We start from the raw sequence: 26,443 nt of genomic DNA, 5'->3' as shown, positions 1-26,443 counted from the left end.
CAGCGGCTTTGTTGTTTCTACGCCGTATTAAGAGACGTGCTGCAGGAACTCACGCAGGCGGTCGCTCGGCGGGTTGGTGATCAGATCGTCCGGATTGCCATCTTCCGCGATGGTACCTTTGTCGATAAAGATCAGGCGCGACGCCACTTTCTGTGCGAAGCCCACTTCATGGGTCACGATCACCATGGTCATGCCTTCTTCCGCCAGATCCTGCATCACTTTCAGCACTTCGTGACGCAGCTCGGGATCGAGTGCCGAGGTTGGCTCATCGAACAGCATCATCTTCGGCTTCACCGCCAGCGCACGGGCAATCGCCACGCGCTGCTGCTGGCCGCCGGACAGCTCAGAAGGGAAGTGGTGCGCACGCTCGGCGAGGCCGACCTTGCCCAGCAGCTCACGCGCCAGTTTGTGTGCGGCGTCTTTCTTCGCCCCGCGCACGCGGATCGGACCAAAGGCCACGTTGTCCAGCGCGCTCATCTGCGGGAACAGATGGAACTGCTGGAACACCATACCGGCTTCCTGACGAATCAGGCGTTCATCCACTTTCGGATCGTTAACTTTCATGCCATCGACAATCAGTTCGCCGCTGCTGATCTCTTCCAGCTTGTTGATGCAGCGCAGCAGGGTAGATTTACCGGAGCCGGACGGCCCGATGATCACCACCACTTCACCCTGATTAATTTTCAGGTTGATGTCGTGCAGTACCTGAGTCTGGCCGAAGTTTTTCGAGACGTTTTTAAATTCAATCACAGGATTTTCACCCTTTTCTCAATACGGCGCAGCACAAAGCTCAACACCAGCGTAATAACCAGGTAAATGATGGCAACGGCGCTCCAGATCTCCAGCGCGCGGAAGTTACCGGCGATGATCTCCTGGCCCTGACGGGTCAGTTCCGCCACGCCAATCACGATGAACAGCGAGGTGTCTTTGATGCTGACGATCCACTGGTTACCCAGCGGCGGCAGCATGCGGCGCAGCGCCAGCGGCATGATTACGTAGCGCAGCGTTTCGCGGCGCGACAGGCCAAGCGCCAGGCCGGCTTCACGGAAACCTTTGTTGATCGACAGCACCGCACCGCGGGTAATCTCCGCAATGTAGGCACCGGAGTTGATCATGATGGTCACGACGGCGGCGGTGAACGGGTCGATGCGCAGGTCCGGGAAGGCCATCGGCAGGGCGAAGTAGATGAACATCACCTGCACCACGATCGGCGTGCCGCGAATCAGTTCAATGAACACTAACGCGATGTTGTTGGTGATCCAGCCGCCGTAGGCGCGGGCGAAACCGGCTACGAGGCCGATAACCAGGCCGCCAATCAGGCCGAGGATCGAGATAAGCAGGGTCATTTTGGCGCCTTCGATCAGGATCGGTAAGGCGGGCCAGATGACGCTCCAGTCAAACTCCATGGTGTGACTCCAGAATCTGTTGCAGTGGAAATGTAAAAAGCAGGGAGAACAAAGCTCCCTGCTGATAAAAAGGCGTCAGGCCTGAATTATTTAGGTTCGCTGCCGAACCATTTTTTATAGATAGTGTTGTAGGTACCGTTGTCGTGCAGGGTTTTCAGCGCGCCATTCACTTTCTCACGCAGGTCGTCGCTGCCTTTCGGGAAAGCGATGCCATACTGCTGCGCTTCGATGGAGTCACCGACGGCTTTGAAACGGCCTTTGCCAGCGGTGTGGATGAAGTACAGGATGTTTGGCGTGTCGTGCAGCACGGCGTCAGCACGGTTAGTGCCTAACTCCATGTACGCGTTATCGATGTTCGGGAACTGGCGCAGGTCTTTGGTTTTGATATGCGCTTTGGCGTAATCCACCGAACCGGTGCCGCTTTTCACTGCCACCACTTTACCGTTCAGATCGTCGATGCCCTTGATGTCGTTTTCGTTGTTACGCACCATCACCAGCAGGCCGCTTTTGTAGTAGCCGTCAGAGAATTCGATGGCTTTTTTACGTTCTTCGGTAATGGTGATGCCGGCCAGCGCCAGGTCAACGTTTTTGGTCTGCAGCGCCGGAATGATGCCGCTGAAATCCATCGGCTTCAGGGTGTAATCCAGCTTCAGCTGTTTAGCGATAGCGTCCCACAGGTCGATATCAAAGCCGACGTACTTGTCGCCCTGTTTAAATTCAAACGGAACGAAGGCGGTGTCGGTAGCGACCACCAGTTTTTTCTCTGCTGCAGTGGAGGAAAGCGAGAAGGCCAGCGCCAGCGCGGCCACGGAGACTTTAATCAACGACTTCATCATTTTTTTCCTTATTACCCTTCAGGCCTGGTGGCCTGATGTACGGCTCATCATATGAAAAAATTATGCCAACTTTTCTCAAACGCGGAAATCAACAGATTGCCGGGGCAGGCTGACACGATTCTGCACGCCGGGAAAAGTTTGCACCAGAATGAATCACCAAAATGGTGCATTGTGCTGTGGTGGTGCAGGCACAGTGTGCATCAGAGTGATAATAAGGGAAAGAAAGGATTAAGGAATTGTTAACGGCGTCAAAAAAGCCGGGCGGGTAGCAGGCATAAAAAAGGCGGGATAACCCGCCTGTTTGAGCATTACTCGATATTTGATTCGATAAACCACAGGAACTTATCAAGGTCACGTGATGCGGCAGTAAAGATATCGGCCGTATCTTCGTCTTTCACTTCACTGATGGCTTTACGCGTATCGTTAGCGACGACGGCGTAACGATCGGCCAGCGCTTTCAGGTGATCCTGTACGCTGTGAATATTCAGCGGATAGCTTTTCAGCGGAGACTTGTCGTTAACCACCTGCGTGGTGCCCAGCGCAACGCCGCCCAGCTGTACCACACGTTCTGCAATGGTGTCCTGGTGATCGGTAATCGCGGTACGGAAGCCATCCAGCATTTCATGTACGCCAATGAAATTCGCGCCACGCATGTTCCAGTGCGCCTGCTTGGTGATCAGCGACAGGTCAATAAATTCCACGACCAGACGGTTGAGCACCTCGATGGTAGCTTTCTTCTCGCTATCAGCCACGTCATTGCGGGTATAAATCAGATCGGAAGATTTTGTTTTAACCAGTTTTGCGGTACTCATCATTAATGTCCTCTTATTGATGGTTGTCCTAATCAAGCACGGGAATAAGTATAGCAGCAGTTTTTCACTCTGCAGGATTGATTAAATCAATGACAGGAATAGCTAAAGCTTAATGTTAAGCCGTGAAAATAACGGCTTTATTAAAACACATTAAAATCAATATTTTATTTCATGTGTTAATTATTTTTCTATCATGTTGCAAAATAATAACTGCTTACCGTGCGGCTATTTAAGAAATGATAATGAGAATGTGTCTATATACAGCCGGTTAAATAACCGGCTGACCGGTACGGCTTATTGCGGCGTGTTGATATCCACTTCATTTATATGTGCCGCTTTCTGTTTCATGGTGAGCGTCGAGCCGGCAGACGCCGCGATAATCGCCAGCAGCGCCAGCCATTGCTGCAGCGTCAGCAGCTCGCCGAGGAACAACATGCCGGAGAGCGCCGCCATCGCCGGTTCCAGACTCATCAGCGTGCCGAAAATGCGCGCCGGCAGACGCGTCAGCGCCATCATTTCCAGCGAGTAAGGAATGGCGCTGGAGAGCAGGGCGATGAGCAACGCCAGCGGCAGAATTTCCCACTGCCAGATACCGGGCGCGGCAAAGGTCAGACCGAGCGGCACAAAAATCACTGAGGCGATCAGCGAGCCCATTGCCACCGTGGCCGGGCCGTGTTCCGCGCCTGCCCGCTGGCCCGTCAGAATATAGACCGCCCAGCAGGCGCCGGCACCCACGGCCAGCAGCGCGCCGGTGGGATCAATATGGCTCAGGCCATGGCCAATCGGCAGCAGGAACCACAGGCCGGTGACCGCCAGCAGCACCCAGAGAAAATCCAGCGGACGGCGTGCGCCGGCCAGCGCCAGCGTCAGCGGGCCAAGAAACTCCAGCCCCACCGCTACGCCCAGCGGCACGGTGCGGATCGAGAGATAGAACAGGTAATTCATGCAGCCCAGCGCCAGTCCATACATCAGCAGCGGCTTGCGCTGCTTTGCACTGAAGCGCAGGCGCCAGGGTTTGAAAATCGCGCACAGGATGAGCGTGCCCAGTCCCAGACGCAGCGCGGTAATGCCAGGCGCACCGACGGTAGGAAATAGCGATTTTGCCAGTGACGCGCCGCCCTGCAGCGACAGCATGGCGATCAGTAATACGGCAACCGGCAGCACTACCGGCGCTAGTTTGGGGTGGGAAAGAGGTGCAGACATCCTGTGATCAATTCCTGTGATGATGAATAACCAGGCAACGGGCAGCCAGTGTAAAGCAATCGGCGGGAAATAAGGAGGCGGCTGAGGCAATGATGCGGGGTTTCTGTCGCCGCTTTTTTATCGGGCGCGGCCGCCTCGCATCATCTGGCGTCAGTGACGCCTCATTCACACCTCTTTTCGGGCGAAATTTCGGCGAATAAAGCGCGACGGTGGAAAAAATGCACCAGCGACTGGCTGAAAAAACAGCGTTTTCAGGGCCATTTCCGTAAAGAAATGTCAGGTTAGTTTAGGAATTTACTTAAACCGATAATTTTCTGTGCGCAGGATTATTGCAGAAAGATGATGCTTTTTATAAGAAAAATGAATGACATAGGAAAGTTCATTAACTTTCTGTTACACCAAACAATCTGTTAGACAACAAAATGCGGGCAGAGTTTCTTGCTAAGTTTTGTTATATTTTTAGCGTTGTCAGGAGAGAAGTATATTCACATTTGAGGTGGTTATGAAAAAAATTGCATGTCTTTCAGCACTGGCTTGTGTACTGGCAGTTTCCGCTGGTTCCGCCATGGCACAGAGCACCGTTTCTGCCGGCTACGCGCAGAGCGACTATCAGGGCGTTGCTAACAAAGCTAACGGCTTCAACCTGAAATACCGCTACGAAGACGGTTCTAACCCACTGGGTTGGATCGGTTCTTTCACCTACACCGAAAAAGATCGCACTGAAGATGGCGTGTACAACAAAGGTCAGTACTACGGCATCACCGGTGGTCCGGCTTACCGTCTGAACGACTGGGCCAGCATCTACGGCGTAGTAGGTATCGGCTACGGCAAATACCAGCAGAACCAGACTGCCGGTCAGTCTAAAACCGACAGCAGCGACGTAGGCTTCTCTTACGGCGCAGGTATGCAGTTCAACCCAATCCAGAACGTTGCTCTGGACGTGGGCTACGAGCAGAGCCGCATCCGTAACGTCGACGTGGGCACCTGGATTGCTGGCGTAGGTTACAGCTTCTAAGTTTTTGCTTAGACCAGAGTTGCACAGAAACGGCCCTTTACGGGCCGTTTTTTTATGCCTGAAAACGCTGCCGTGAAGGGCGTTTTTCGCAGGCAAAATAAAACCCGCTGCAGGCAGCGGGTCAGACTGTGAAGCCCTGAGGAAACTCAGCCGCGCCAGATCAGATTCGGGCAGGGCTGCGCGGCGATTTTTTTGCCGGTCAGTTTCTCAAGCAGCATCAGGCGCAGGGCAAAAGGCGAGCGGCTAAACAGACACAACAGCGACTTCAGCTCAAAAGCCGGTTTGCTTTGTACGGTCTGGAAGCATTTGCCGCAGTCGAGGCAGCTTTTCATCGTGCTCATCTTTACCTCCTGGAAAACGGGTAACCCAACAGTAAGCACAGCCCTGCAATAAACAGCAGGAAAAGGAGCAGCAACAGCCAGGGTTCGTTCATCGTTGCCTCCTTTGTAGGCTATTCGCTTACAACATGTACAAAGATAGCACTGGCTATACTCTTTAGCCAACACTATTCAGGAAAAATTTGTGCTTATTTGTGCCTGGTTTACAATGAGCGCAGCCAGCCCGCACCGCAGGTAAAGTGCGGCAGATAATAAAGAGGAAGCTGAATGAGTCGTCGTGCGAAAAGCGCCACCCACATGCCCCAGGGGCCGCTGAAAGATATTGAGGAGCATGTCGAAGGATTTCGTCAGGTACGCGAAGCGCATCGCCGTGAGCTGATTGACGATTACGTTGAGTTAATCTCTGATTTAATTCGTGAATTTGGCGAGGCGCGCCAGGTCGACATGGCGGCACGCCTGGGCGTTTCGCAGCCGACCGTGGCCAAAATGCTGAAGCGTCTCAGTACCACCGGTCTGGTTGAGCAGGTGCCGTATCGCGGCGTGTTCCTCACTCCGGAAGGCGAGAAGCTGGCTGAAGCCAGCCGCGTGCGCCATCATATCGTTGAAACCTTTCTGCTGGCGCTGGGCGTCAGCCCGGAAACCGCCCGCCGGGATTCCGAAGGGCTCGAGCATCACGTCAGTGATGAAACCCTCGCCGTGTTCCAGAAATTTTACGAGAATCGCTAACCTACAAGGCCTTCTGCCATCATGCCCATCGTGCTTCGTTCCTTAATGCGTGACCGCGTTTTGCATTTACTGTTGCTGTTGGGCGTGATTTTGTTGCCGCTGGCGGATTACCGCTGGCCGCAGCTGCCCGCCGCCGTTGACTGGCACACCATCATGACGCTCACCGGTTTGCTGATGCTGACAAAAGGGCTGGAAAACAGCGGCTATTTTGATGTGCTCGGTGCGCGGCTGGCGCAGGGCTTCCAGCACGAACGCACGCTGGCGCTGTTTATGGTGTGTGCGGCGGCGCTGCTCTCGACCTTCCTGACCAATGATGTGGCGCTGTTTATCCTGGTGCCGCTCACGCTGACGCTGCGCAAGTTCTCGCGCCTGCCTATCTCCAGACTGATCATCTTTGAAGCGCTGGCGGTCAATGCCGGCTCATTGCTGACGCCGGTCGGCAACCCGCAAAATATCCTGCTGTGGAGCCACGGCACGCTCAGCGTGGCCGGTTTCATCGGTCAGATGGCGCCGCTGGCGGCGATGCTGATGCTGACGCTAGTGGGGCTGACGTGGTTTAGCTTCCCGGCGCGCAGCATTGAGAAGCATGATGCACCAGGCAATCAGCAGTGGCAGAAACCGCTGTTTATCGTCAGCGTGCTGCTGTACGTGGTGTTTATCGTCGCGCTGGAGCTGAAACTCACCGGCTGGGCGCTGCTGCTGGTGGCGGGCTGTTTTCTGCTGATGGCGCGTCAGGTGCTGGCGACCATCGACTGGAGCCTGCTGCTGGTGTTCGTGGCGATGTTCATTGATGTCTTTTTACTGATGCATCTGCCCATTCTGCAGCCGCATTTTGCCGCCATCGGTCAGCTGGGCGAGGGTGGTATCTATCTGCTGGCGATTGGCCTGTCACAGGTGATCAGCAACGTGCCGGCCACTATTCTGCTGTTACAAAAAGTCCCGCCTTCCGAAGTGCTGGCCTGGGCGGTGAATATCGGCGGCTTTGGCCTGCTGCCGGGATCGCTGGCCAACCTGATTGCGCTGCGCATGGCACAGGACGCCAAAGTGTGGTGGCGTTTCCATCTGTTTTCCCTGCCGATGCTTGCCTGGTCGATGCTGTGCGGCTGGCTGTTGTTACAGCTGCTGCGTTAACCCTGACCAACCTGTCCGCCTTAGCAAGACGCGCTGATTTATCAGCGCGTTAAGTGATGTGGCAGAAAATGCGTCGGATGTTAGCTTATGTAAAGTTACACTGGCATTTGTCAATTTCCCATCTAAGGTTAAGTTGACCGTTTCGCCCGGGGATCGGGATTACCAGCCAGTGATGACAAATTATGAGTGAAAACCACAATCCGCCATCCGCCGATGAGCAAAAAGACAACAACACGTCAGATTCCAGTCAGGATAACGAGCAATCACCGCGTAAACGCCCCGGCAAAAAGCCGCTGATCATTCTGGCGATTGTGGTGGTGATTATGCTGCTGGTGGGATTCTGGTTCTGGTTTAGCACGCGCAACATTGAAACCACCGACGATGCGTTCACCGAAGGCGATGCCGTGACCATCGCGCCCAAAGCGTCGGGCTACGTGGTGCAGCTGCTGGTAAAAGATAACCAGCGGGTGAAGAAGGGCGATCTGCTGGTGCTGATCGACCCGCGTGATAACGCCGCACAGCGCGATCAGGCCAAAGCACAGCTCGGTCTGGCGCAGGCGCAGCTGCATCAGGCGCAGGCGCAGCTGGCGCTGGCACGGGTGCAATATCCGGCGCAGCGCGATCAGGCGCTGGCCGACCAGGCGCGGGCGCAGGCCAATTTACTCAATGCGCAGGCGGATTACCGTCGTCAGCGCGGGGTTGACCCGCGCGCGACCTCGCAGCGCAATATCGATACCGCCGCTGCGCAGTTACGCTCGGCTGAAGCGCAGCTGCAAAGCGCCAAAGCGCAGGTCGAAGTGGCCTCGCAGGTGCAGTTGCAGATTCGCCAGCAGGAAACCAATGTCGAAGCGCGGCAGCAGCAGGTCGAGCAAGCCAGGGCTCAGCTCAACACTGCCGAGCTTAACCTCTCTTACACCGAAGTCCGCGCGCCTTATGACGGTTTCGTCACCAAACGCAACGTGCAGCCCGGTACGCTGGTACAGGCCGGCAGCGCGCTGTTTTCGCTGGTATCGCCGGATATCTGGATCACCGCCAACTTCAAAGAGTCGCAGCTGGCGCGCATGAATCCGGGCGATAAAGTGGAGATTGGCGTTGATGCCTGGCCGGACATGAAGCTGGAAGGGCACGTCGACAGCGTGCAGATGGGCTCCGGCTCGCGCTTCTCTACCTTCCCGGCCGAGAACGCCACCGGTAACTACGTGAAGATTGTGCAACGCGTGCCGGTGAAAATTGTGATTGATAAAGGACTCGACCCGAATCATCCGCTGCCGCTTGGCTTGTCGGTTGAACCGAAGGTGACGGTGGAATGAGTGCGAGCGAAAGCTGGCGTCCGGCCAGCAATCCCTGGCTGGTTGCCATCACGGTAACGCTGGCGGTGTTCATGGAGATTCTGGACACCACCATCGTTAACGTCGCGCTGCCGCACATAGCCGGGTCGCTGTCATCCAGCTACGATGAATCCACCTGGGTACTGACCTCCTATCTGGTCGCCAACGGCATTGTGCTGCCGATCTCGGCCTTTTTCAGCCGCCTGTTTGGGCGCAAGCAGTTCTTTCTGATCTGCATCGTGATGTTTACCATCTGCTCCTTCCTGTGCGGCATTGCCACCGAGCTGTGGCAAATCATTCTGTTCCGCGTGCTGCAGGGCTTCTTCGGCGGCGGGCTGCAACCGGTGCAGCAGTCGGTGCTGCTGGATTACTTCAAGCCGGAAGATCGCGGCAAGGCTTTTGGCCTGTCATCGATTGCCATTATTGTCGCGCCGGTAATTGGCCCGACGCTCGGTGGCTGGATCACCGATAACTACAGCTGGCGCTGGGTGTTCTTTATCAATATTCCGGTGGGGATCCTCACGGTGCTGGCGATCTATCAGCTGCTGGAAGATCCGCCGTGGGAGCGCAAGTGGGCGAAGGGCCGGCTGAAAATCGACTATATCGGTATCAGCCTGATCACCCTGGGTCTCGGCTGTTTGCAGGTGTTTCTCGATCGCGGTGAAGATGAAGACTGGTTCGCCTCACACTTCATTCGCCTGTTTGCCATGCTGGCGGCCGTCGGCATCGTCGGTGCGGTTTACTGGCTGCTGTATGCACGCAAGCCGGTGGTGGATATCACGGTGATGAAGGATCGCAACTTCTGGGTGGCCGGTCTGCTGATGGCGGGCATGGCGATGATTCTTTATGGCAGCTCGGTGGTGTTACCGCAGCTGGCGCAACAGGATCTCGGTTATACCGCCACCTGGTCCGGGCTGGTGCTGTCGCCCGGCGCGGTCCTGATCGTGCTCACCATCCCGCTGGTGCTGAAGCTGATGCCGATTGTGCAGACGCGCTACATCATCGCCTTTGGCTTTACCTGTCTGGCGCTGGCCTTCTTCTATTCCAGCACCCTGACGCCCAACGTGGATTTCACCACGCTGGTGCTGATGCGCAGCGCGCAGTCGATTGGCCTCGGCTTCCTGTTTGTGCCGCTCACCACCATTGCCTTTATCACCGTGCCGCAGCGCCTGAATGCGGATGCCTCCGCGCTGTTCACCATGTTCCGTAACGTGGCCGGTTCGATCGGCATCTCGCTGGCCACTGCTGGCATCACCGAACGTGAACAGGTGCGATCGGCCCACATGGTGCACAACATGTCGCCGCTCAATGAGCAGTTCAACCTCACGCTGCAGCACTGGGCGCAGGCGATTCGTGACTTTACCAGTGCGGTGGGCGATCCGCTGACGCTGGCCAGCGGTCAGCTCTATCAGGAGATGATTGCCCAGGCGCGTATTCTGGCTTACATCGACGTGTTCATGGGCCTGAGCATTGTCGCCGTGCTATTGATTCCTTTTTGTTGGTTGCTTTCGCCGATCAAGAGCGAAGGCAGTGCAGGAGCACATTAACATGATCACCTCTTCGCGCGTTACGCCGTCGCTGACGCTGCTGGCGCTGTCCATGCTGCTGGCGGGTTGTGCCGTCGGGCCCGATTATCAGCCGCCGCAGGCGCACACGCCCGGTAGCTACCGTGATTTGCCCTCTCAGGAAGCCTCAAAACCGCTGGCGTCCGCGACCAATCCTTCATGGTGGAAAAGCTTTAACGACCCGCAGCTCGATAGCCTGATTGAGCGCGCCATCGCCGGCAACCTGACGCTGCAACAATCGGTGCTGCGCATCGCCGGTGCGCGCGAACAGCTGGCGCAGGCACGTGGCGGGCTGTTCCCGTCGCTTAACGGCTCGGCCAAAGTGACGCGTCAGCAGCTCGGCCTGAAAGGCATGCTGAAATCCAACGGGGTGTACGATCAGGTGGATGATGACGTGGCAGATCAGCTCAACGGTCTGACCCATTCGGTCACGCTGTATCAGGGCAGCTTTGACGCCAGCTGGGAACTGGATTTATGGGGCAAAGTACGACGCCAGATGGAGATGGCGGACGCGCAGCAGCAGGCGGCGATCGAGCAGCGTAACGATGCGCTGGTGTCGCTGGAAGCCGAGGTCGCGCGCGCGTATCTGCAGCTGCGCGGCGCGCAGGCGGTGCTGGCGACGTTGCAACAGCAGATCAACGTGGCGCAGCAAACCTGGGAGCTGACGCAAAGCCAGCAGCGTAACGGTCTGGCGCCACTCACCGACGTTGAGAATGCCCGTGCGCAGCTGGCCTCCCTTAACGCGCAGCTGCCACAGTATCAGGCCCAGGAACGTCAGGCGATGAACGGGCTGGCAGTGCTGCTGGGCAAAACGCCGGGCGCGCTGGATAACGAACTGATGAGCAGCAAAGCGCTGCCGGCGTTGCCGAAGCTGGTGGCGGTGGGCATTCCCTCGACGCTGGCGCGTCGTCGTCCGGATATCCGCCAGGCTGAAGCGAATCTGCATGCGCAGACCGCCAATATCGGCGTATCAGTCGCGAACCTGTTCCCCAGCCTGTCGCTCACCGGGCAGCTGGGCGTGCGTAACACCGATGCCAGCTACCTTGACGACTGGAGCAGCCACTTCTTCAGCGTCGGCCCGGCGCTGTCGATCCCGATTTTTCAGGGCGGACGTCTGGTTTCCAGCGTGAAACTGGCGCGCGCGCAGCAGGCGAGCGCGGCGCTCGATTATCGCCAGACGGTATTGACGGCGCTGCAGGATGTGGAAAATGCGCTGGTCAGCTACCGCGCCGATCAGCAACAGGTTACTGCGCTGGATGAGACCACTGGCGCACTGCAGCGCGCCTTTGACCTCGCCAGTGACAGTTACAAACAGGGCATCTCTACCTTCCTTGAGGTGCTGGATGCTCAGCGTCAGCTGGCACAGTCGCAGGCGCAATCCACCCAGGCGCGCATGCAAAGCGCGCTGGACCTGGTAGCGCTGTATAAAGCGCTGGGTGGCGGCTGGGAGCCGTATCAGCAGGTGACGCTGCCGGACTATGACGTTTTTGGTCCGGCCACCGCAGTCAATTAATCTGACATCGCTGACCGCATCCACGGCGTGCGGTCAGCGCCTTCCGTGAAATAAATATTCTCCCTTCTGTTTGTTGTGCAAAATTTGCACTGCCTTCTCTGCGCCCTGAATCAGGTTGTGTGATCGTTATCTCAATTAAAGGCAAAGAGAATGACCCGTGGCGCAAAATTTAAATTTCATATTTATTCATTGTGGTGGAAATAATCTATTTTAAGGCTTCTTATCTCAGGAAAGGAGTTGGTTATGTCCCGCGAAACCTGGATGACGCCTAATCCGGCATCAGGGCCAAACAGCAGCACGCGCACCGAGCCTTTTGTGAAAGTCATTGCGCTGATTGCCACCCTCGGTGGTTTGCTGTTTGGCTACGACACCGGCGTGATCTCCGGCGCACTGTTATTCATGGGCGACGATCTGCATCTCACCCCATTTACCACCGGGCTGGTGACCAGCAGTCTGCTGTTCGGCGCGGCGTTTGGCGCACTGGCTTCCGGTCACTTTGCCGCCGCGGTCGGGCGGAGAAAAATTATTCTGGTACTGGCGATTATTTTTGCACTCGGCGCGCTGGGTACCGCACTGGCACCTGATGTCAGCTGGATGATTTTCTTCCGCCTGGTCCTTGGCGTGGCCGTGGGCGGTGCGTCCGCCACCGTACCGGTGTATATCGCCGAAATGGCACCAGCCAACAAACGGGGTCAGCTGGTGACCATGCAGGAGCTGATGATCGTTTCCGGCCAAATGCTGGCCTATATGTCGAACGCCGGCTTCAACGCAGCCTGGGGGGGCGACACGACCTGGCGCTGGATGCTGGCGGTCGCCACGCTGCCGGCGGTGCTGCTGTGGTTCGGGATGATGTTTATGCCGGACACGCCGCGCTGGTATGCCATGAAAGGCCGTCTCGCTGAGGCGCGCGAGGTGCTGGAACGCACCCGCGCGCGCGAAGACGTTGAGTGGGAGATGATGGAGATCGAAGAGACGCTGTCGGACGAGCAACAGCAGCGTCCGCGTCTGCGGGAACTGCGCCAGCCGTGGCTGATCAAACTGTTCCTGATCGGTATCGGTATTGCCGCCATCCAGCAACTGACCGGCGTGAATACTATCATGTACTACGCGCCGACCATGCTGAAAGCGGTGGGGATGAGCAATGACGCTGCGCTGTTTGCCACCATTGCCAATGGCGCGGTCTCGGTATTAATGACCTTTGTGGGGATCTGGCTGCTGGGGCGCATCGGTCGCCGCACCATGACGATGATAGGTCAGTTTGGTTGTACCGCCTGTCTGGTGTTTATTGGCACCGTCAGTTACCTGATGCCGGAAACAGTTAACGGTCAGCCGGATATCTTGCGCAGTTATATGGTGCTGCTGGGTATGCTGATGTTTCTGAGTTTCCAGCAGGGCGCGTTATCGCCGGTCACCTGGCTGCTGCTGTCAGAAATTTTCCCCACACGGTTACGCGGTATTTTTATGGGCGGCGCGGTATTTGCGTTGTGGATCGCCAATTTTCTTATTTCTCTGCTGTTCCCGGTTCTGCTGGCGTCGGTTGGCTTATCCGGCGCGTTCTTTATTTTCGCGCTGATTGGCATAGGCGGCGCGATTTTTGTTATTCGCTGGGTACCGGAAACACGCCATCGTTCGCTGGAGCAGATTGAACATTATTTGCACGACCGGCTGTCTGATGCGCCGGCGCCCCAGCTATTGCGACCGGCAGTGAAGAAAAGCGGATAACCACAGACATACGATTTTTGCATGATGGCCGGTTAACAACCGGCCTTTTTTTATTTATTTAATGGCAAAATGAGATATTGCTCGCATCTGTGACGCCAATGCCATCCGCGTTAAAAAGGATTTTACTTACACTATTAATGTTTTTTTACCTTTATGCTGACTACTGCCTCAGCGCACAATAAGCGCTAAACGCTTGTTTCCTACGCGTGAATAAGCAATGAAATCGATTCCAGTTCCAGCCGGTGGTACTGAACCGCTGATGTTAATTCACCGTTAATTCACGCCGCACATTGGGTTTAAACGCGCCTGCCAGGAATATGCTAATCCATTCGGATTAATCCGGTCTGCAAAATTAATTTATTTTTTTATTTGAATTGGGTAATCTTGCCACTACAGTTTATTTAACCCCCTTAAGCAAGGACATTGTGATGAGTGACGCATTTAAAGTTCTGAACAACATTCGCACATTACGTGCACAGGCTCGTGAACTGCCACTGAGCGATCTGGAAGAAATTCTGGAAAAATTAACCGTCGTGGTGACTGAGCGCCGCGACGAAGTTGAAGCGGAAGAAGCGCAGAACCGCGAAAAAGAAGAGAAGCTGTCTAAATACCGTGAAATGCTGCTGGCAGACGGTATCGACCCGAACGAATTACTGGGTGCACTGGAAACCGGTAAAAAACGCGCCAAGCGTGCGCCGCGTCCGGCGAAATATTCTTACACCGACGAAAACGGTGAAGAGAAATCATGGACCGGTCAGGGCCGTACCCCAGCTGCGATTAAAAAAGCGCTGGATGCAGGTAAAAGCCTCGACAGCTTCCTGATCAAATAATCTGCACAATCCTTGTAAGCGGGAGCGGGAGCCGGAGGCGTCAGCGTCTCCGGCTTTTTTATTGGCCTCGCTCCGGGCACGGGCGGCGGTTCACTTCCCGCGCCGTGGATAACCTGTCCGGCACGGTCGCAATTATTTTACCTCTGGCAACAAGGTGTTCTCCGCCTTGCCTCTGCGTATCCGGGTGCAGAGGTGGCTCATCCAGGCCGCTTCTGGCATAATGCCCGCTGTTTTTTCCTCCACTGCGTAACAAAGGTCAATGCCGTGTTAGTTTCCAGCAATATCACTATGCAGTTCGGCAGTAAGCCACTGTTTGAGAATATCTCCGTTAAATTTGGCGGCGGTAATCGTTACGGTTTAATCGGTGCGAACGGCAGCGGTAAATCGACCTTCATGAAAATACTGGGCGGCGACCTGGTTCCGACTAACGGAAATGTTTCCCTCGACCCCAATGAGCGCATCGGTAAGCTTCGCCAGGATCAGTTTGCTTTCGAGCAATATAGCGTGCTGGATACCGTGATTATGGGTCACCAGGAATTGTGGGCGGTGAAGCAGGAGCGCGATCGCATATATGCATTGCCGGAAATGAGCGAAGAGGAAGGCTATAAAGTCGCCGATCTTGAGGTCGCCTACGGTGAAATGGACGGTTACAGTGCCGAATCACGCGCCGGAGAATTATTACTCGGCGTGGGCATTCCGGTGGAGCAGCATTACGGTCCGATGAGTGAAATTGCCCCAGGCTGGAAATTGCGTGTGCTGCTGGCGCAGGCATTATTTGCTAACCCGGATATTTTGTTACTCGACGAACCGACCAACAACCTGGATATTGACACCATTCGCTGGCTGGAGCAGGTGCTTAACGAACGTGACAGTACCATGATCATCATTTCGCATGACCGTCACTTCCTGAATATGGTGTGTACGCACATGGCGGATCTGGATTACGGTGAGCTGCGCGTTTATCCCGGCAATTATGACGAATATATGACGGCGGCGACCCAGGCGCGCGAGCGTTTATTAGCGGATAACGCCAAGAAGAAAGCACAAATTGCCGATCTGCAATCCTTCGTTAGCCGCTTTAGCGCCAACGCCTCAAAATCGCGTCAGGCCACTTCGCGCGCGAAGCAGATTGATAAAATCAAACTGGATGAGGTAAAAGCCTCCAGCCGTCAGAACCCCTATATTCGTTTCGAGCAGGATAAAAAGCTGTTCCGTAATGCGCTGGAAGTGGAAGCGCTGACCAAAGGATTTGATAACGGTCCGCTGTTTAAAAATCTTAACCTGCTGCTGGAAGTGGGTGAGAAACTGGCCATCCTCGGCGCCAACGGTATTGGTAAATCCACGCTGCTGAAAACGCTGGTTGGCGAACTGCAGCCGGATAGCGGCACGGTGAAATGGTCGGAGAATGCGCGCATTGGTTACTACGCGCAGGATCACGCCGAAGATTTTGCTGACGACCTGAGCGTGTTCGACTGGATGAGCCAGTGGAAGCAGGAAGGCGACGACGAGCAGGCGGTGCGCAGTATTCTTGGTCGTCTGCTGTTCAGCCACGACGACATCAAGAAGCCAGCAAAAGTGCTGTCCGGTGGTGAGAAGGGCCGCATGCTGTTTGGCAAGCTGATGATGCAGAAGCCAAACATCCTGGTGATGGACGAACCGACCAACCACCTGGATATGGAGTCGATCGAGTCACTGAACATGGCGCTGGAGATGTACGAAGGCACGCTGATTTTCGTCTCGCACGACCGTGAGTTCGTCAGCTCGCTGGCGACTCGCGTGATCGAGATGAAAGGCGATCGCATCGTTGACTTCACCGGCAACTACGAAGATTACCTGCGCAGCCAGGGCATCGTCTAATGGCGTAGCCGTTTAGCAGCCGCCATCATCAGCGGCGCAATTTATCGCCTGATAATTTGCGCCGCTCAGCAATACCTGACGCTTATGTCACGCCCCGGCGTTATTCCTCACGCTTGCCACACACTTCACATTGCGCATCCTGCGCCACTTTCAGGCTGCGAAACTCGGCGCTCATCGCATCGTACATCAGCAGTCGCGCGCTGGCCGGCTGGCCAAAGGCGCTCAGCACCTTCAGCGTTTCCATCGCCTGCATCGCACCCACCACGCCGACCAGCGGAGCCATTACGCCGGCTTCGACACAGCTCAGCGTCTGCTCGCCGAACAGGCGGCTGATGCAGCGGTAGCAGGGCTCGCCGGGCTGCCAGGTAAATACGCTGAGCTGGCCTTCCATACGAATGGCGGCGCCGGAGATCAGCGGCACCCGATGCTGAAAACATCCGCGGTTCACCTGTTCGCGCGTGGTGACATTGTCGCTGCAGTCCAGCACCGCATCGTGACGCGCAATCAGTTCGCCGAGCGCGGCTTCATCCAGCTGCGCATCGATCGGCTCCAGCGTGCAGTGCGGATTGAGCGCCGCCAGCTGCTGACGGGCCGAGGCGACTTTTGCCATGCCGATGCGCGCATCGCTGTGCAGAATCTGGCGCTGCAGATTACTCAGGCTGACGCGATCAAAATCCAGCAGCGTCAGATGACCGACGCCGGCGGCGGCAAGATAGGGCGCGGCGGCACAGCCCAGTCCGCCCAGGCCAACGATAAGCACCCGTGAGGCTTTTAGCCGTTCCTGGCCGTCGAAATCGAAGCCGCGCAGCACAATCTGCCGGTTGTAGCGCAGCATCTCTTCATCGCTCAGCTCTGTGTGCATTAGCCCTCCAGCAGGCTGTTGAAGGCCTCGACATCAACCCATTCGCCCGGCTCAACGTCACCGCGATCGCGCTCCAGCACAATAAAGCAGTCGGCCAGCGCAAAGGAACTGAACACGTGCGAGCCCTGCGCACCGGTGCTGCGCACTTCCAGTACGCCATCATCGCCGCGACTGAGGATGCCGCGCTGAAAATCGAGTCGGCCCGGCGCTTTCTTCAGACGCTGCGTTGCGCGCGCGCGCTGGCGCAGCGGCATGATGCGCGTGGTCTGGCCGGTCAGCGTGGCCAGCAGCGGCTGCACCAGCTGATAGAAGGTCACGGCCGCCGACACCGGATTGCCAGGCAACCCGCAGAACCAGCTGTTGGCCAGACGGCCAAAGGCAAACGGCTTGCCGGGTTTGATCGCCAGTTTCCAGAAGGTAATCGCGCCCAGCTCTTCGAGCATCGCTTTGGTGAAATCCGCCTCGCCCACTGAAACGCCGCCGGTGCTGATCACCACATCGGCCTGGCGATCGGCTTCGCTGAAGGCCTGGCGCAGCTTCGCAGGATTGTCAGCGATCACGCCAAGGTCGATCACCTCGCAGCCAAGTTTGCGCAGCATCAGCGCCACGGTGAAGCGGTTGGTGTCATAAATCTGGCCCTCGGCCAGCGGCTGGCCCACCGCCTGCAGTTCGTCACCGGTGGAGAAAATGGCCACGCGCAGCTTACGCAGCACGCTGACCTCCGCAATACCCAGCGACGCCAGCAGCGGCAGCTCGGCGGCACCGAGCCGCACGCCGGCATCCAGTACCTGCTTACCGGCCTGAATATCCTCCCCGATGCGGCGAATATTTTGCCCGGCACGCACTGGCGCGGTGATGACAATGCCGCCGTCACGCGATTCGGTTTGCTCTTGCATCACCACGGCGTCACAGCCGGCAGGAATCGGTGCGCCGGTCATGATGCGAATCACGCTGCCGGCTGGCCACTCGCCATTAAACGGGGCGCCGGCAAACGCTTTGCCCGCTACCGGCAACACGCGGTCAGCGGACAGGTCGCTCAGGCGCAGCGCGTAGCCGTCCATCGCGGAGTTATCGAATGGCGGCACGTCCAGCGGCGAAATCACCGGCTTCGCGGTAATGCGCCCGGCGGCATCGGCCAGTGCGACGCTCAGGCAATCGCTAATCGGTTGCAGCTGCTGCAGCATTTTCTGCTGCGCGTCTTCAAGGGAAATCAGTCCGGCGGTAAAAGGTTCCATGTCCATCTCTGTCGGGTTAAAGGCGAATGCTGCCTATTATGGTGGCTGTTGTCGGCTGAGTCACATGCGAGATCAAAGGGAATGGAAATTAGTGCGCGGTGACGAATCCGCCGGCGAACATGCTTTGTTCAGACTGAAAGTGATAGTCATGTTAACAACCGTGCTGACGTTATGATGTGAGTGCGGCAGATACTTTCTTATGCACCAGTGACAGAAACGCGCCCGCAGTGGTATCCCAGTTGGCCGGAACAAACTCTCTTTTATAGCGGTCGCGGAAATCAGATTCGACGTCATCGCACTCTGCCAGAAACAGCTCGATGTCTGCCAGCATGGCGTGCAGGTTTCCTTTATGCGCTTCTCTGATATACGCCTCGATTTTGGGCTCGATCTCATCGCCCGGTTCAAACAGGTCATAATCCTGCCCAAACCAGATGCCAATAAAATTATCCAGTTCACTGATACTGATACGGTCCATCATAACTCCGGGAAAGCGGTAATGATAAAGTAAGGTTTGCCGTTGTAGGGCTTAAAATCCAGTATGACGCGAACGGCGTAGCAGGTTTCAACCTCTTCACGCCCTTTACTCACGACTATACCAACCGGATGTGAAAAACGCCGACTCAGGCGCATACGGGCTTGCAAGCCTGGAGGGATATTTTTCACCCACATTTGAATTTGATGCTTATTATCTGCCAGCACCTTACTGATCAGTGCTTCCGCCTCGCTCAGAGACTTAAAGCTACTGGCCTCATCGAGACGAGGCCGGTTACGAAGCCTCTCCCGCAGCTCATCCGGCGTTTTGCCGATATGTCGCTCAATCGTGTGCCCACCGGGTGCTCGCCCTGAAAGCGACTCATGCTCGGCGATTTTGACCCGCCCGGCACGCACCGCGATGACGCGCTCTGCTCCGGCTGCAAAGGCAAATGCCATCGGAATGGCGATATCTACCGTCAGGCCGACATTCATGGCGGTCTGACGGTCAGCGCCGAGCGATTCTGCGAGTGCCACGGCCGAATTAAACGTGTCGGTAGCGACCTGTCTGCCAGTCCATACCTGGCGCAGGCTGGCCTGAAGCGTGTCGAGACTGTGAGTGCCGACAAAGACGCAGCCAGCTTTGGTCAGCATGGTGGGCTCAGGCACGACGCACAGTGCGCCAGCACCAAAAAGCTCAATCACTCCGCCAGCGAGCCCGAGCCCTCCGAAAATGCGGTTGCTGGTCGTTTCACCCTCGCTGACGCTGCGATCTGAAAGGACGGCTGCCAGCTGCACCGGGGAGAGTGCAATCCTTAGCCCTTTTTCATCTTCCACTGAATATTCCTTTTCATGAATGGGCCTTTAACTTACCCGATTTTTAACCGGCACTGAAGCCACACAGAAAGTAAGGGAAAATAGGTTGTTCACTGCCTTGCCGGTGCCAGACGTAAGCGCGCCAGCCATAATATTAAAGCTGGTGCGTTTTCTCCCTTTATTCACAAAAAAGCATAATCCACATTAAAAGGTTATGACCGCTGATACACTTTCTGCTTTACAAGCAGGGAGGGGCTTTCTATAGTCGAAAATTGCCAAAAAAAGATGAAAACCATTCTAAATCAGTGTTTTTGGCTCTGATTCCTTGACAGGGTAACGGTTATGGCTAAAGCAGTTATCGCAATTCACGGCGGCGCCGGCGCGATTACGCGTGCGGCAATGAGCGCCGAAAAAGAGCAGCACTATCGTCAGCAACTGGCCGCGATTGTCAGCGCCGGCCAGCAGATTCTGGCCAGCGGCGGTAGCGCGCTGGATGCCGTGACCGAAGCGGTGCGGCTGCTGGAAGAGTGCCCGCTGTTCAATGCCGGCAGAGGTGCCGTGTTCACCCATCAGGGCACCCATGAACTGGATGCCAGCCTGATGGATGGCCGTACGCTGGACATCGGCGCCGTCGCTGGCGTCAGCCGTATCCGCAATCCGATACTTGCCGCGCGTAAAGTGCTGGAAGCCAGTCCGCACGTGCTCTTTATTGGCAGCGGGGCGGAAGCCTTTGCCGCGCAACAGGGGCTGACGCCGGTCGAGCCTGATTTCTTCTCGACGCCAGAACGCTGGGAGCAGCTGCAGCGCGCGCTGGGCAGCGAACAAATGCTGCTGGATCATGATGGCGCGGCGCAGGGGAGCGATCCGCTGGACCCGGATCGCAAATTTGGCACCGTGGGCGCGGTGGCGCTCGATTTGCAGGGTAATCTGGCGGCCGCCACCTCCACCGGCGGCATGACCAACAAGCAGGCGGGCCGCGTCGGTGATTCACCGCTGGCGGGCGCCGGCTGCTATGCCAACAACGCCACCGTGGCGGTCTCCTGTACCGGTACCGGCGAAGTGTTTATTCGTACGCTGGCGGCTTACGATGTCTCAGCGCAGATGGAATATGGCGGTCGTTCGCTGCAACAGGCCACCGCCAGCGTGATTCATGACAAAGTGCAGGAGCTGGAGGGCAGCGGCGGGCTGATTGCCGTTGATGCCCACGGCAACGTGGCGCTGCCGTTTAACAGCGAAGGCATGTACCGCGGATTCGCATACGTGGGCGGCGAGGTTGAGGTGGCGATTTACCGCGACAGCTAAGGAGCAGGCATGACGGATCTACAGCAGCAGTTTGCGCCGCAGCAGGTGCTGGCGGTACGCGACCTCTGTGTGCGCTTTGAGCATGAAGGGCGCGTGACGGACGCCGTGCGGCAGCTTTCACTCGATCTGCACCGCGGAGAAACGCTGGCGCTGGTGGGCGAATCGGGCTCGGGCAAATCGGTGACGTCGCTGGCGCTGATGCGTCTGATTGCACAGGCCGGCGGCGCGGTCAGCGGTGAAATCCTGCTGCGACGGCGCAACGGCGAGGTGCTGGATGTGATGCGGGCGTCCGCCAGCCAGATGCGCCGGGTGCGGGGTGCGGACATGGCGATGATCTTTCAGGAGCCGATGACGTCGCTCAACCCGGTGTTCACCGTCGGTGAACAGATCGCCGAATCCATTCGTTTGCATCAGGGGAAAAGTCACCAGCAGGCGCAGGCCGAAGCGCGACGCATGCTGGATCTGGTGCGCATTCCGGAAGCGCACAATGTGCTGTCGCGCTATCCGCATCAGCTCTCCGGCGGTATGCGCCAGCGCGTGATGATCGCCATGGCGCTGTCGTGCAAGCCAGCGCTGCTGATTGCCGATGAGCCGACCACCGCGCTGGACGTCACCATCCAGGCGCAGATTCTGCAGCTGATTCGCGTGCTGCAAAAAGAGATGCAGATGGGCGTCATCTTTATTACGCATGATATGGGCGTGGTGGCGGAGATGGCCGATCGCGTGCAGGTGATGTATCGCGGCGATGTGGTTGAACGCGCGCCAGTGCAGCAGCTTTTCGACGCGCCGCAGCAGCCGTATACCCGCGCGCTGCTGGCGGCCGTGCCAAAGCTCGGGGCGATGAGCGGCCAGCCGCTGCCGGCGAAGTTTCCGCTGCTGCATACCAACGGCCGCGAAGAGGCCAGCACGCCGCAGGATACCGTGCGTCACGATCGTCCGCCGATTTTACAGGTGCGCGATCTGGTTACGCGCTTTGATATTCGTGGCGGGCTGCTCAATCGGGTTAAGCGTCGCGTCCACGCGGTGGAAAAAGTCAGTTTCGATCTTTATGCAGGCGAAACCCTCGCGCTGGTGGGCGAGTCCGGCTGCGGTAAATCCACCACCGGACGCTCGCTGCTGCGGCTGGTCGCCAGCCAGGGCGGCAGCATCACCTTTGACGGCCAGCGCATTGATGCGCTGCAGGGCAGGGCACTGGCCACGCTGCGCCGCGATATTCAGTTTATCTTTCAGGATCCGTATGCGTCGCTCGATCCGCGCCTTACCGTCGGCTTTTCAATTATGGAGCCGCTGCTGGTGCATCGCAGCATGGGGCGCGCGCAGGCAGAGAAACGCGTCGCCTGGCTGCTGGAACGCGTTGGTCTGCTACCCGAACACGCGCAGCGCTACCCGCACGAATTTTCTGGCGGTCAGCGCCAGCGTATCTGCATCGCACGCGCGCTGGCGCTCAATCCTAAAGTGGTGATCGCCGACGAATCCGTCTCCGCGCTGGATGTGTCGATTCAGGCGCAGATCATCAATCTGATGCTGGATTTACAGCGTGAATTTGGCATCGCCTTCCTGTTTATTTCGCACGACATGGCGGTGGTGGAGCGCATCAGCCATCGCGTGGCGGTGATGTATCTCGGACAGATTGTGGAGATGGGACCGCGTCAGGCGGTGTTCGAACAGCCGCGCCATCCTTATACCAGAAAACTGATGGCCGCGGTGCCGGTGGCCGATCCGGCGCATCGGCATCGCGAGCGGGCGCTGATGGTCGATGAGATCCCCAGCCCGATTCGCCCGCTGGGTGATGAGCCGGAAGTGGCACCGTTACTGGAAGTGGCGCCGGGCCATTTTGTCGCCCGCCATGCCATTAGCGGCGCCTGAGCAGCAACCAACCGCGCCCTCTGTGCAGGGCGCGCAAGACAGGGACTACAGGAGAACGATAACGATGCACCATATCATGCGAAAAGGGGTTATCACTGCCGGGTTGTTGAGTTCGGCGCTGGCGCTGCCCGCCTGGGCGGCCAAAGATGCGGTGATTGCCGTGGCGTCGACCTTCACCACGCTGGATCCGTACGACGCCAACGACACGCTGTCGCAGGCGGTGGCCAAGTCTTTCTATCAGGGCCTGTTCGGCTTCGATAAAGACATGAAGCTGGTCAACGTACTGGCCGAAAGCTATCAGGCCAGCAGCGATGGGCTGACTTACACCATCAAACTGCGTCCGGGCGTGAAATTCCAGGATGGCACGGATTTCAATGCCGAAGCGGTGAAGGTCAACCTCGACCGCGCCAGCAATCCGGACAACCATCTCAAGCGCTATAACCTGTTTAAATATATCGCCACCACCGAAGTGGTCGATCCGTCCACGGTGAAAATTACCCTGAAGCAGCCGTTCTCAGCGTTTATCAACAATCTGGCGCACCCTGCTGCGGTGATGATCTCGCCAACCGCGCTGAAAAAATATGGCAAGGACATCGGTTTCCATCCGGTAGGCACCGGACCTTATACCTTTGACACCTGGAACCAGACCGACTTTGTCAAAGTGAAAAAGTGGTCGGGCTACTGGAAGCCGGGCTATCCAAAACTCGACAGCATTACCTGGCGTCCGGTGGTGGATAACAACACCCGCGCGGCCATGCTGCAAACCGGTGAGGCCAGCTTTGCCTTCCCGGTGCCGTTAGAGCAGGCCAAACTGTTGCAGGGCAATAGCAAGCTGGATGTGGTGACCACACCATCGATCATGCAGCGTTACATTAGCCTCAACGTGACGCAAAAGCCGTTCGATAACCCGAAAGTGCGCGAAGCGCTGGAGTACGCCATCAATCGCCAGGCGCTGGCTAAAGTGGCCTTTGCCGGTTACGCCACGCCAGCCACCGGCATCGTGCCGCCGCGCATTGATTTTGCCCAGAGCTATCCGGCCATCAAATACGATCCGGCCAAAGCGCGCGAGTTGCTGAAGGAAGCGGGCTACCCGAATGGTTTCGAAACCACGCTGTGGTCATCGCATAACCACAGCACCGCGCAGAAAGTGCTGCAGTTCACCCAGCAGCAGCTGGCGCAGGTGGGTGTGAAGGTGAAAGTCACGGCGATGGATGCCGGCCAGCGCGCGGCGGAAGTGGAGAGTAAAGGGCAGAAAGAGAGCGGGGTGCGCATGTTCTACACCGGCTGGTCAGCCTCCACCGGCGAAGCCGACTGGGCGCTGACGCCGCTGTTCGCCACCAGCTCGTGGCCACCGGCGATCTTCAACACCGCGTTCTACAGCAACCCGCAGGTGGATAAAGACCTGGCGGATGCGCTGAAGACCACCGATCGCGACCAGAAAGCCAGACTGTATAAAGACGCGCAGGACCGCATCTGGAACGATCACCCGTGGATTCCGCTGGTGGTGGAGCAGCTGCTGTCTGCGAACAATAAAAACCTGACCGGTTTTTACGTCATGCCCGATACCTCATTCAATTTTGATGAGGCGGATCTGAAGTAACAGACGCGGCCAGCCTTACGGGGCTGGCCGATGCTGCGCGGGATTTCGCATGCTCAACTATTTTCTTAAACGCCTGCTCGGGCTGATTCCCACGCTGCTGATTGTCGCAGTGCTGGTGTTCCTGTTCGTGCATCTGCTGCCGGGCGACCCGGCGCGCCTGATTGCCGGACCGGAAGCGGATGCCTCAGTGGTGGCGCTGGTGCGTCAGGAGCTGGGACTCGATCAGCCGCTGATTCAGCAGTTCTGGCACTTTATCCTCAATGCCTTGCAGGGTGATTTTGGTCAGTCGATGGTGTCAAAGCGGCCGGTCTCTGCCGAAATTGCCGCGCGCTTTTTTCCTACTCTGTGGCTGACGCTGAGCAGCATGGTGTGGGCGGTGGTGTTTGGCATGGCGATCGGCATCGTTTCGGCGGTATGGCGCAATCGCTGGCCGGACCGCATCGGCATGACGCTGGCGGTTTCCGGCATCTCCTTTCCGGCGTTTGCGCTGGGTATGCTGCTGATGCAGGTCTTTTCGGTCGAGCTCGGCTGGCTGCCGACGGTGGGCGCCGACAGCTGGCAGCACTACATTCTGCCGTCGATTACGCTCGGTGCCGCCGTGGCCGCGGTGATGGCGCGCTTTACCCGCGCTTCGTTCGTTGAGGTGATGCAGGAAGATTATATGCGCACCGCACGTGCCAAAGGGGTGCGCGAATCGCTGGTGGTGGTCAAACACGGGCTGCGCAATGCCATGATTCCGGTGGTCACCATGATGGGGCTGCAGTTCGGCTTTCTGCTCGGCGGCTCGATTGTGGTGGAAGTGGTGTTTAACTGGCCCGGACTGGGCCGTCTGCTGGTGGATTCGGTGGAGATGCGCGATTACCCGGTGATTCAGGCCGAGGTGCTGCTGTTCTCGCTGGAGTTCATTCTGATTAACCTGATCGTCGATATGCTTTACGCGGCGATCAACCCGGCTATTCGCTACAGGTAAGGAGTCGCAATTGAAGAACTGGCGACGCGAGGCGGCACTGAAATCCCTGCCGCTGATGACGGAAAACCGGGTTCGCACGCCGTGGCGTGAATTCTGGCGGCGCTTTCGCCGTCAGCATGTGGCGCTGCTGGCGGGCGCGTTTGTGTTGCTGCTGATTGTGGTGGCGTTTATCGCCCCATGGATCGCCCCGTTTGATGCCGAAAACTATTTTGACTACGACCGGCTCAACGAAGGTCCGTCGTGGATGCATCTGTTTGGCGTCGATTCCCTTGGGCGCGATATCTTTAGCCGGGTGCTGGTCGGGACGCGCATTTCGCTGATCGCCGGCTTCTTCTCGGTGGCGATTGGCACGGTGATCGGCACCGTGCTGGGGCTGCTGGCGGGCTATTACGAAGGCTGGTGGGATCGTATCACCATGCGCATCTGCGACGTGTTGTTTGCTTTTCCCGGCATTCTGCTGGCGATCGCGGTGGTGGCGATCATGGGCAGCGGCATGAGCAACGTGATTGTGGCAGTGGCGATTTTCAGTATTCCGGCATTTGCCCGTCTGGTGCGTGGCAATACGCTGGTGCTGAAACATCAGACCTATATCGAGTCGGCGCGCAGTATTGGTGCTTCCGACTGGACCATTATCATGCGTCACATTTTGCCCGGTACGGTGTCGTCGATTGTGGTCTATTTCACCATGCGTGTCGGTACTTCGATCATCACCGCTGCCAGCCTGTCCTTTCTCGGCCTGGGCGCGCAGCCGCCGACGCCGGAGTGGGGCGCGATGCTCAACGAAGCGCGCGCCGATATGGTGATTGCACCGCACGTGGCGATCTTCCCCAGCCTGGCGATTTTTCTCACCGTGCTGGCGTTCAATCTGCTGGGCGACGGCCTGCGCGACGCGCTGGACCCCAAATTGAAGAGCTGAGGGTGAACACCGCATTGCAGTTGTAGCGGCGCGATTCATCGCGCAATAAATTGCGCCGCTACGATAACTGCAATGCCTGGCGTATGACTTTTGTTCAATCCATTGATTTTATTAACACTTCAG

At 57.3% G+C, this 26,443-nt stretch carries 24 protein-coding genes; 14 read left to right on the top strand and 10 right to left on the bottom strand.

What is annotated here, in order from left to right; translation table 11 throughout:
* Nucleotides 1-27 precede the first annotated feature (27 nt).
* The 5 genes from glnQ to rhtA all read right to left on the bottom strand — a co-directional run bounded on the left by glnQ (nt 28) and on the right by rhtA (nt 4,257).
* Nucleotides 28-750: a glutamine ABC transporter ATP-binding protein GlnQ gene (glnQ, locus tag AC6I8P_RS12465; protein ID WP_021508424.1), complete on the bottom strand. Its 723-nt coding sequence runs from the start codon at nt 748-750 to the stop codon at nt 28-30.
* Nucleotides 747-1,406 carry a glutamine ABC transporter permease GlnP gene (glnP, locus tag AC6I8P_RS12460; RefSeq protein ID WP_021508423.1) on the bottom strand — a complete coding sequence of 220 codons (660 nt, stop codon included), beginning with the start codon at nt 1,404-1,406 and terminating at the stop codon, nt 747-749. Before glnP ends, glnQ begins: the two co-directional genes overlap by 4 nt.
* Nucleotides 1,407-1,492: 86 nt before the next feature.
* A complete protein-coding gene (gene glnH, locus AC6I8P_RS12455; RefSeq protein ID WP_222986696.1) occupies nt 1,493-2,239 on the bottom strand; it encodes a glutamine ABC transporter substrate-binding protein GlnH in 747 nt (248 codons plus the stop codon).
* Nucleotides 2,240-2,550: 311 nt separating this feature from the next.
* A complete protein-coding gene (gene dps / locus AC6I8P_RS12450) occupies nt 2,551-3,054 on the bottom strand; it encodes a DNA starvation/stationary phase protection protein Dps (RefSeq protein WP_021508421.1) in 504 nt (167 codons plus the stop codon).
* Between the two features lie 294 nt (nt 3,055-3,348).
* Nucleotides 3,349-4,257, bottom strand: a complete 909-nt coding sequence (rhtA, locus tag AC6I8P_RS12445; protein ID WP_159378331.1) for a threonine/homoserine exporter RhtA — start codon at nt 4,255-4,257, stop codon at nt 3,349-3,351.
* Nucleotides 4,258-4,759: 502 nt separating this feature from the next.
* Here rhtA and ompX point away from each other — a divergent pair.
* Complete coding sequence (ompX, locus tag AC6I8P_RS12440) at nt 4,760-5,272, top strand: outer membrane protein OmpX (protein WP_031279869.1); 513 nt, start codon at nt 4,760-4,762, stop codon at nt 5,270-5,272.
* A gap of 146 nt (nt 5,273-5,418) precedes the next feature.
* Here the strand turns inward: ompX and AC6I8P_RS12435 are convergent, their stop codons facing one another.
* Nucleotides 5,419-5,613 carry a hypothetical protein gene (locus AC6I8P_RS12435; protein ID WP_021508417.1) on the bottom strand — a complete coding sequence of 65 codons (195 nt, stop codon included), beginning with the start codon at nt 5,611-5,613 and terminating at the stop codon, nt 5,419-5,421.
* A gap of 264 nt (nt 5,614-5,877) precedes the next feature.
* Between AC6I8P_RS12435 and mntR the strand changes: the two genes are divergently transcribed.
* From mntR to AC6I8P_RS12395, 8 genes are all read left to right on the top strand, one after another.
* Nucleotides 5,878-6,336, top strand: coding sequence for a manganese-binding transcriptional regulator MntR (gene mntR / locus AC6I8P_RS12430; protein ID WP_021508415.1), 459 nt, complete (start codon nt 5,878-5,880; stop codon nt 6,334-6,336).
* A gap of 21 nt (nt 6,337-6,357) precedes the next feature.
* Entirely contained in the window at nt 6,358-7,467 is a 1,110-nt protein-coding gene (locus tag AC6I8P_RS12425) for an SLC13 family permease (RefSeq protein WP_031279868.1), read from the top strand.
* Between the two features lie 182 nt (nt 7,468-7,649).
* The gene (locus AC6I8P_RS12420; RefSeq protein WP_021508413.1) at nt 7,650-8,777 is read left to right on the top strand and encodes an HlyD family secretion protein; all 1,128 of its coding nucleotides are present in this window, start codon (nt 7,650-7,652) and stop codon (nt 8,775-8,777) included.
* Nucleotides 8,774-10,342 (top strand): DHA2 family efflux MFS transporter permease subunit, encoded by a 1,569-nt coding sequence (locus AC6I8P_RS12415; protein WP_058757803.1) that lies wholly within the window; start codon nt 8,774-8,776, stop codon nt 10,340-10,342. The genes AC6I8P_RS12420 and AC6I8P_RS12415 overlap by 4 nt, the downstream gene beginning before the upstream one ends.
* A 1-nt stretch (nt 10,343) precedes the next feature.
* Entirely contained in the window at nt 10,344-11,873 is a 1,530-nt protein-coding gene (locus AC6I8P_RS12410) for an efflux transporter outer membrane subunit (protein WP_021508411.1), read from the top strand.
* Nucleotides 11,874-12,116: 243 nt separating this feature from the next.
* Complete coding sequence (locus AC6I8P_RS12405) at nt 12,117-13,595, top strand: sugar porter family MFS transporter (protein WP_481657734.1); 1,479 nt, start codon at nt 12,117-12,119, stop codon at nt 13,593-13,595.
* A 428-nt stretch (nt 13,596-14,023) separates the two neighbouring features.
* Nucleotides 14,024-14,425: an H-NS family histone-like protein gene (locus AC6I8P_RS12400; protein WP_021508409.1), complete on the top strand. Its 402-nt coding sequence runs from the start codon at nt 14,024-14,026 to the stop codon at nt 14,423-14,425.
* 264 nt (nt 14,426-14,689) lie between these two features.
* Complete coding sequence (locus tag AC6I8P_RS12395; RefSeq protein ID WP_031279866.1) at nt 14,690-16,282, top strand: ABC-F family ATPase; 1,593 nt, start codon at nt 14,690-14,692, stop codon at nt 16,280-16,282.
* Between the two features lie 100 nt (nt 16,283-16,382).
* On the opposite strand, the gene moeB is transcribed toward AC6I8P_RS12395, so the two are convergent.
* The 4 genes from moeB to AC6I8P_RS12375 all read right to left on the bottom strand — a co-directional run bounded on the left by moeB (nt 16,383) and on the right by AC6I8P_RS12375 (nt 19,687).
* On the bottom strand, nt 16,383-17,144 hold the full coding sequence (gene moeB, locus AC6I8P_RS12390) for a molybdopterin-synthase adenylyltransferase MoeB (protein ID WP_059009016.1): 762 nt from the start codon (nt 17,142-17,144) through the stop codon (nt 16,383-16,385).
* Nucleotides 17,144-18,379: a molybdopterin molybdotransferase MoeA gene (gene moeA / locus AC6I8P_RS12385; protein ID WP_318249587.1), complete on the bottom strand. Its 1,236-nt coding sequence runs from the start codon at nt 18,377-18,379 to the stop codon at nt 17,144-17,146. Before moeA ends, moeB begins: the two co-directional genes overlap by 1 nt.
* Nucleotides 18,380-18,548: 169 nt before the next feature.
* Nucleotides 18,549-18,854: a contact-dependent growth inhibition system immunity protein gene (locus AC6I8P_RS12380; RefSeq protein WP_021508405.1), complete on the bottom strand. Its 306-nt coding sequence runs from the start codon at nt 18,852-18,854 to the stop codon at nt 18,549-18,551.
* Nucleotides 18,854-19,687 carry an RNase A-like domain-containing protein gene (locus tag AC6I8P_RS12375; RefSeq protein WP_021508404.1) on the bottom strand — a complete coding sequence of 278 codons (834 nt, stop codon included), beginning with the start codon at nt 19,685-19,687 and terminating at the stop codon, nt 18,854-18,856. Before AC6I8P_RS12375 ends, AC6I8P_RS12380 begins: the two co-directional genes overlap by 1 nt.
* A 321-nt stretch (nt 19,688-20,008) precedes the next feature.
* Here AC6I8P_RS12375 and AC6I8P_RS12370 point away from each other — a divergent pair, with 321 nt between their 5' ends.
* The 5 genes from AC6I8P_RS12370 to gsiD all read left to right on the top strand — a co-directional run bounded on the left by AC6I8P_RS12370 (nt 20,009) and on the right by gsiD (nt 26,320).
* Nucleotides 20,009-20,968 (top strand): isoaspartyl peptidase/L-asparaginase family protein, encoded by a 960-nt coding sequence (locus AC6I8P_RS12370; protein ID WP_058769516.1) that lies wholly within the window; start codon nt 20,009-20,011, stop codon nt 20,966-20,968.
* Nucleotides 20,969-20,977: 9 nt separating this feature from the next.
* A complete protein-coding gene (gene gsiA, locus AC6I8P_RS12365) occupies nt 20,978-22,834 on the top strand; it encodes a glutathione ABC transporter ATP-binding protein GsiA (RefSeq protein ID WP_104187022.1) in 1,857 nt (618 codons plus the stop codon).
* Between the two features lie 64 nt (nt 22,835-22,898).
* A complete protein-coding gene (gene gsiB / locus AC6I8P_RS12360; protein WP_058757797.1) occupies nt 22,899-24,434 on the top strand; it encodes a glutathione ABC transporter substrate-binding protein GsiB in 1,536 nt (511 codons plus the stop codon).
* 49 nt (nt 24,435-24,483) lie between these two features.
* Nucleotides 24,484-25,404, top strand: a complete 921-nt coding sequence (gene gsiC / locus AC6I8P_RS12355; RefSeq protein WP_021508400.1) for a glutathione ABC transporter permease GsiC — start codon at nt 24,484-24,486, stop codon at nt 25,402-25,404.
* A 10-nt stretch (nt 25,405-25,414) separates the two neighbouring features.
* Nucleotides 25,415-26,320 (top strand): glutathione ABC transporter permease GsiD, encoded by a 906-nt coding sequence (gsiD, locus tag AC6I8P_RS12350; protein WP_498030642.1) that lies wholly within the window; start codon nt 25,415-25,417, stop codon nt 26,318-26,320.
* Nucleotides 26,321-26,443: the final 123 nt, after the last annotated feature.

It is taken from the genome of gamma proteobacterium symbiont of Lampromicra miyakona (assembly GCF_059730895.1).
This window is presented reverse-complemented; position numbering and strand designations above follow the sequence as displayed.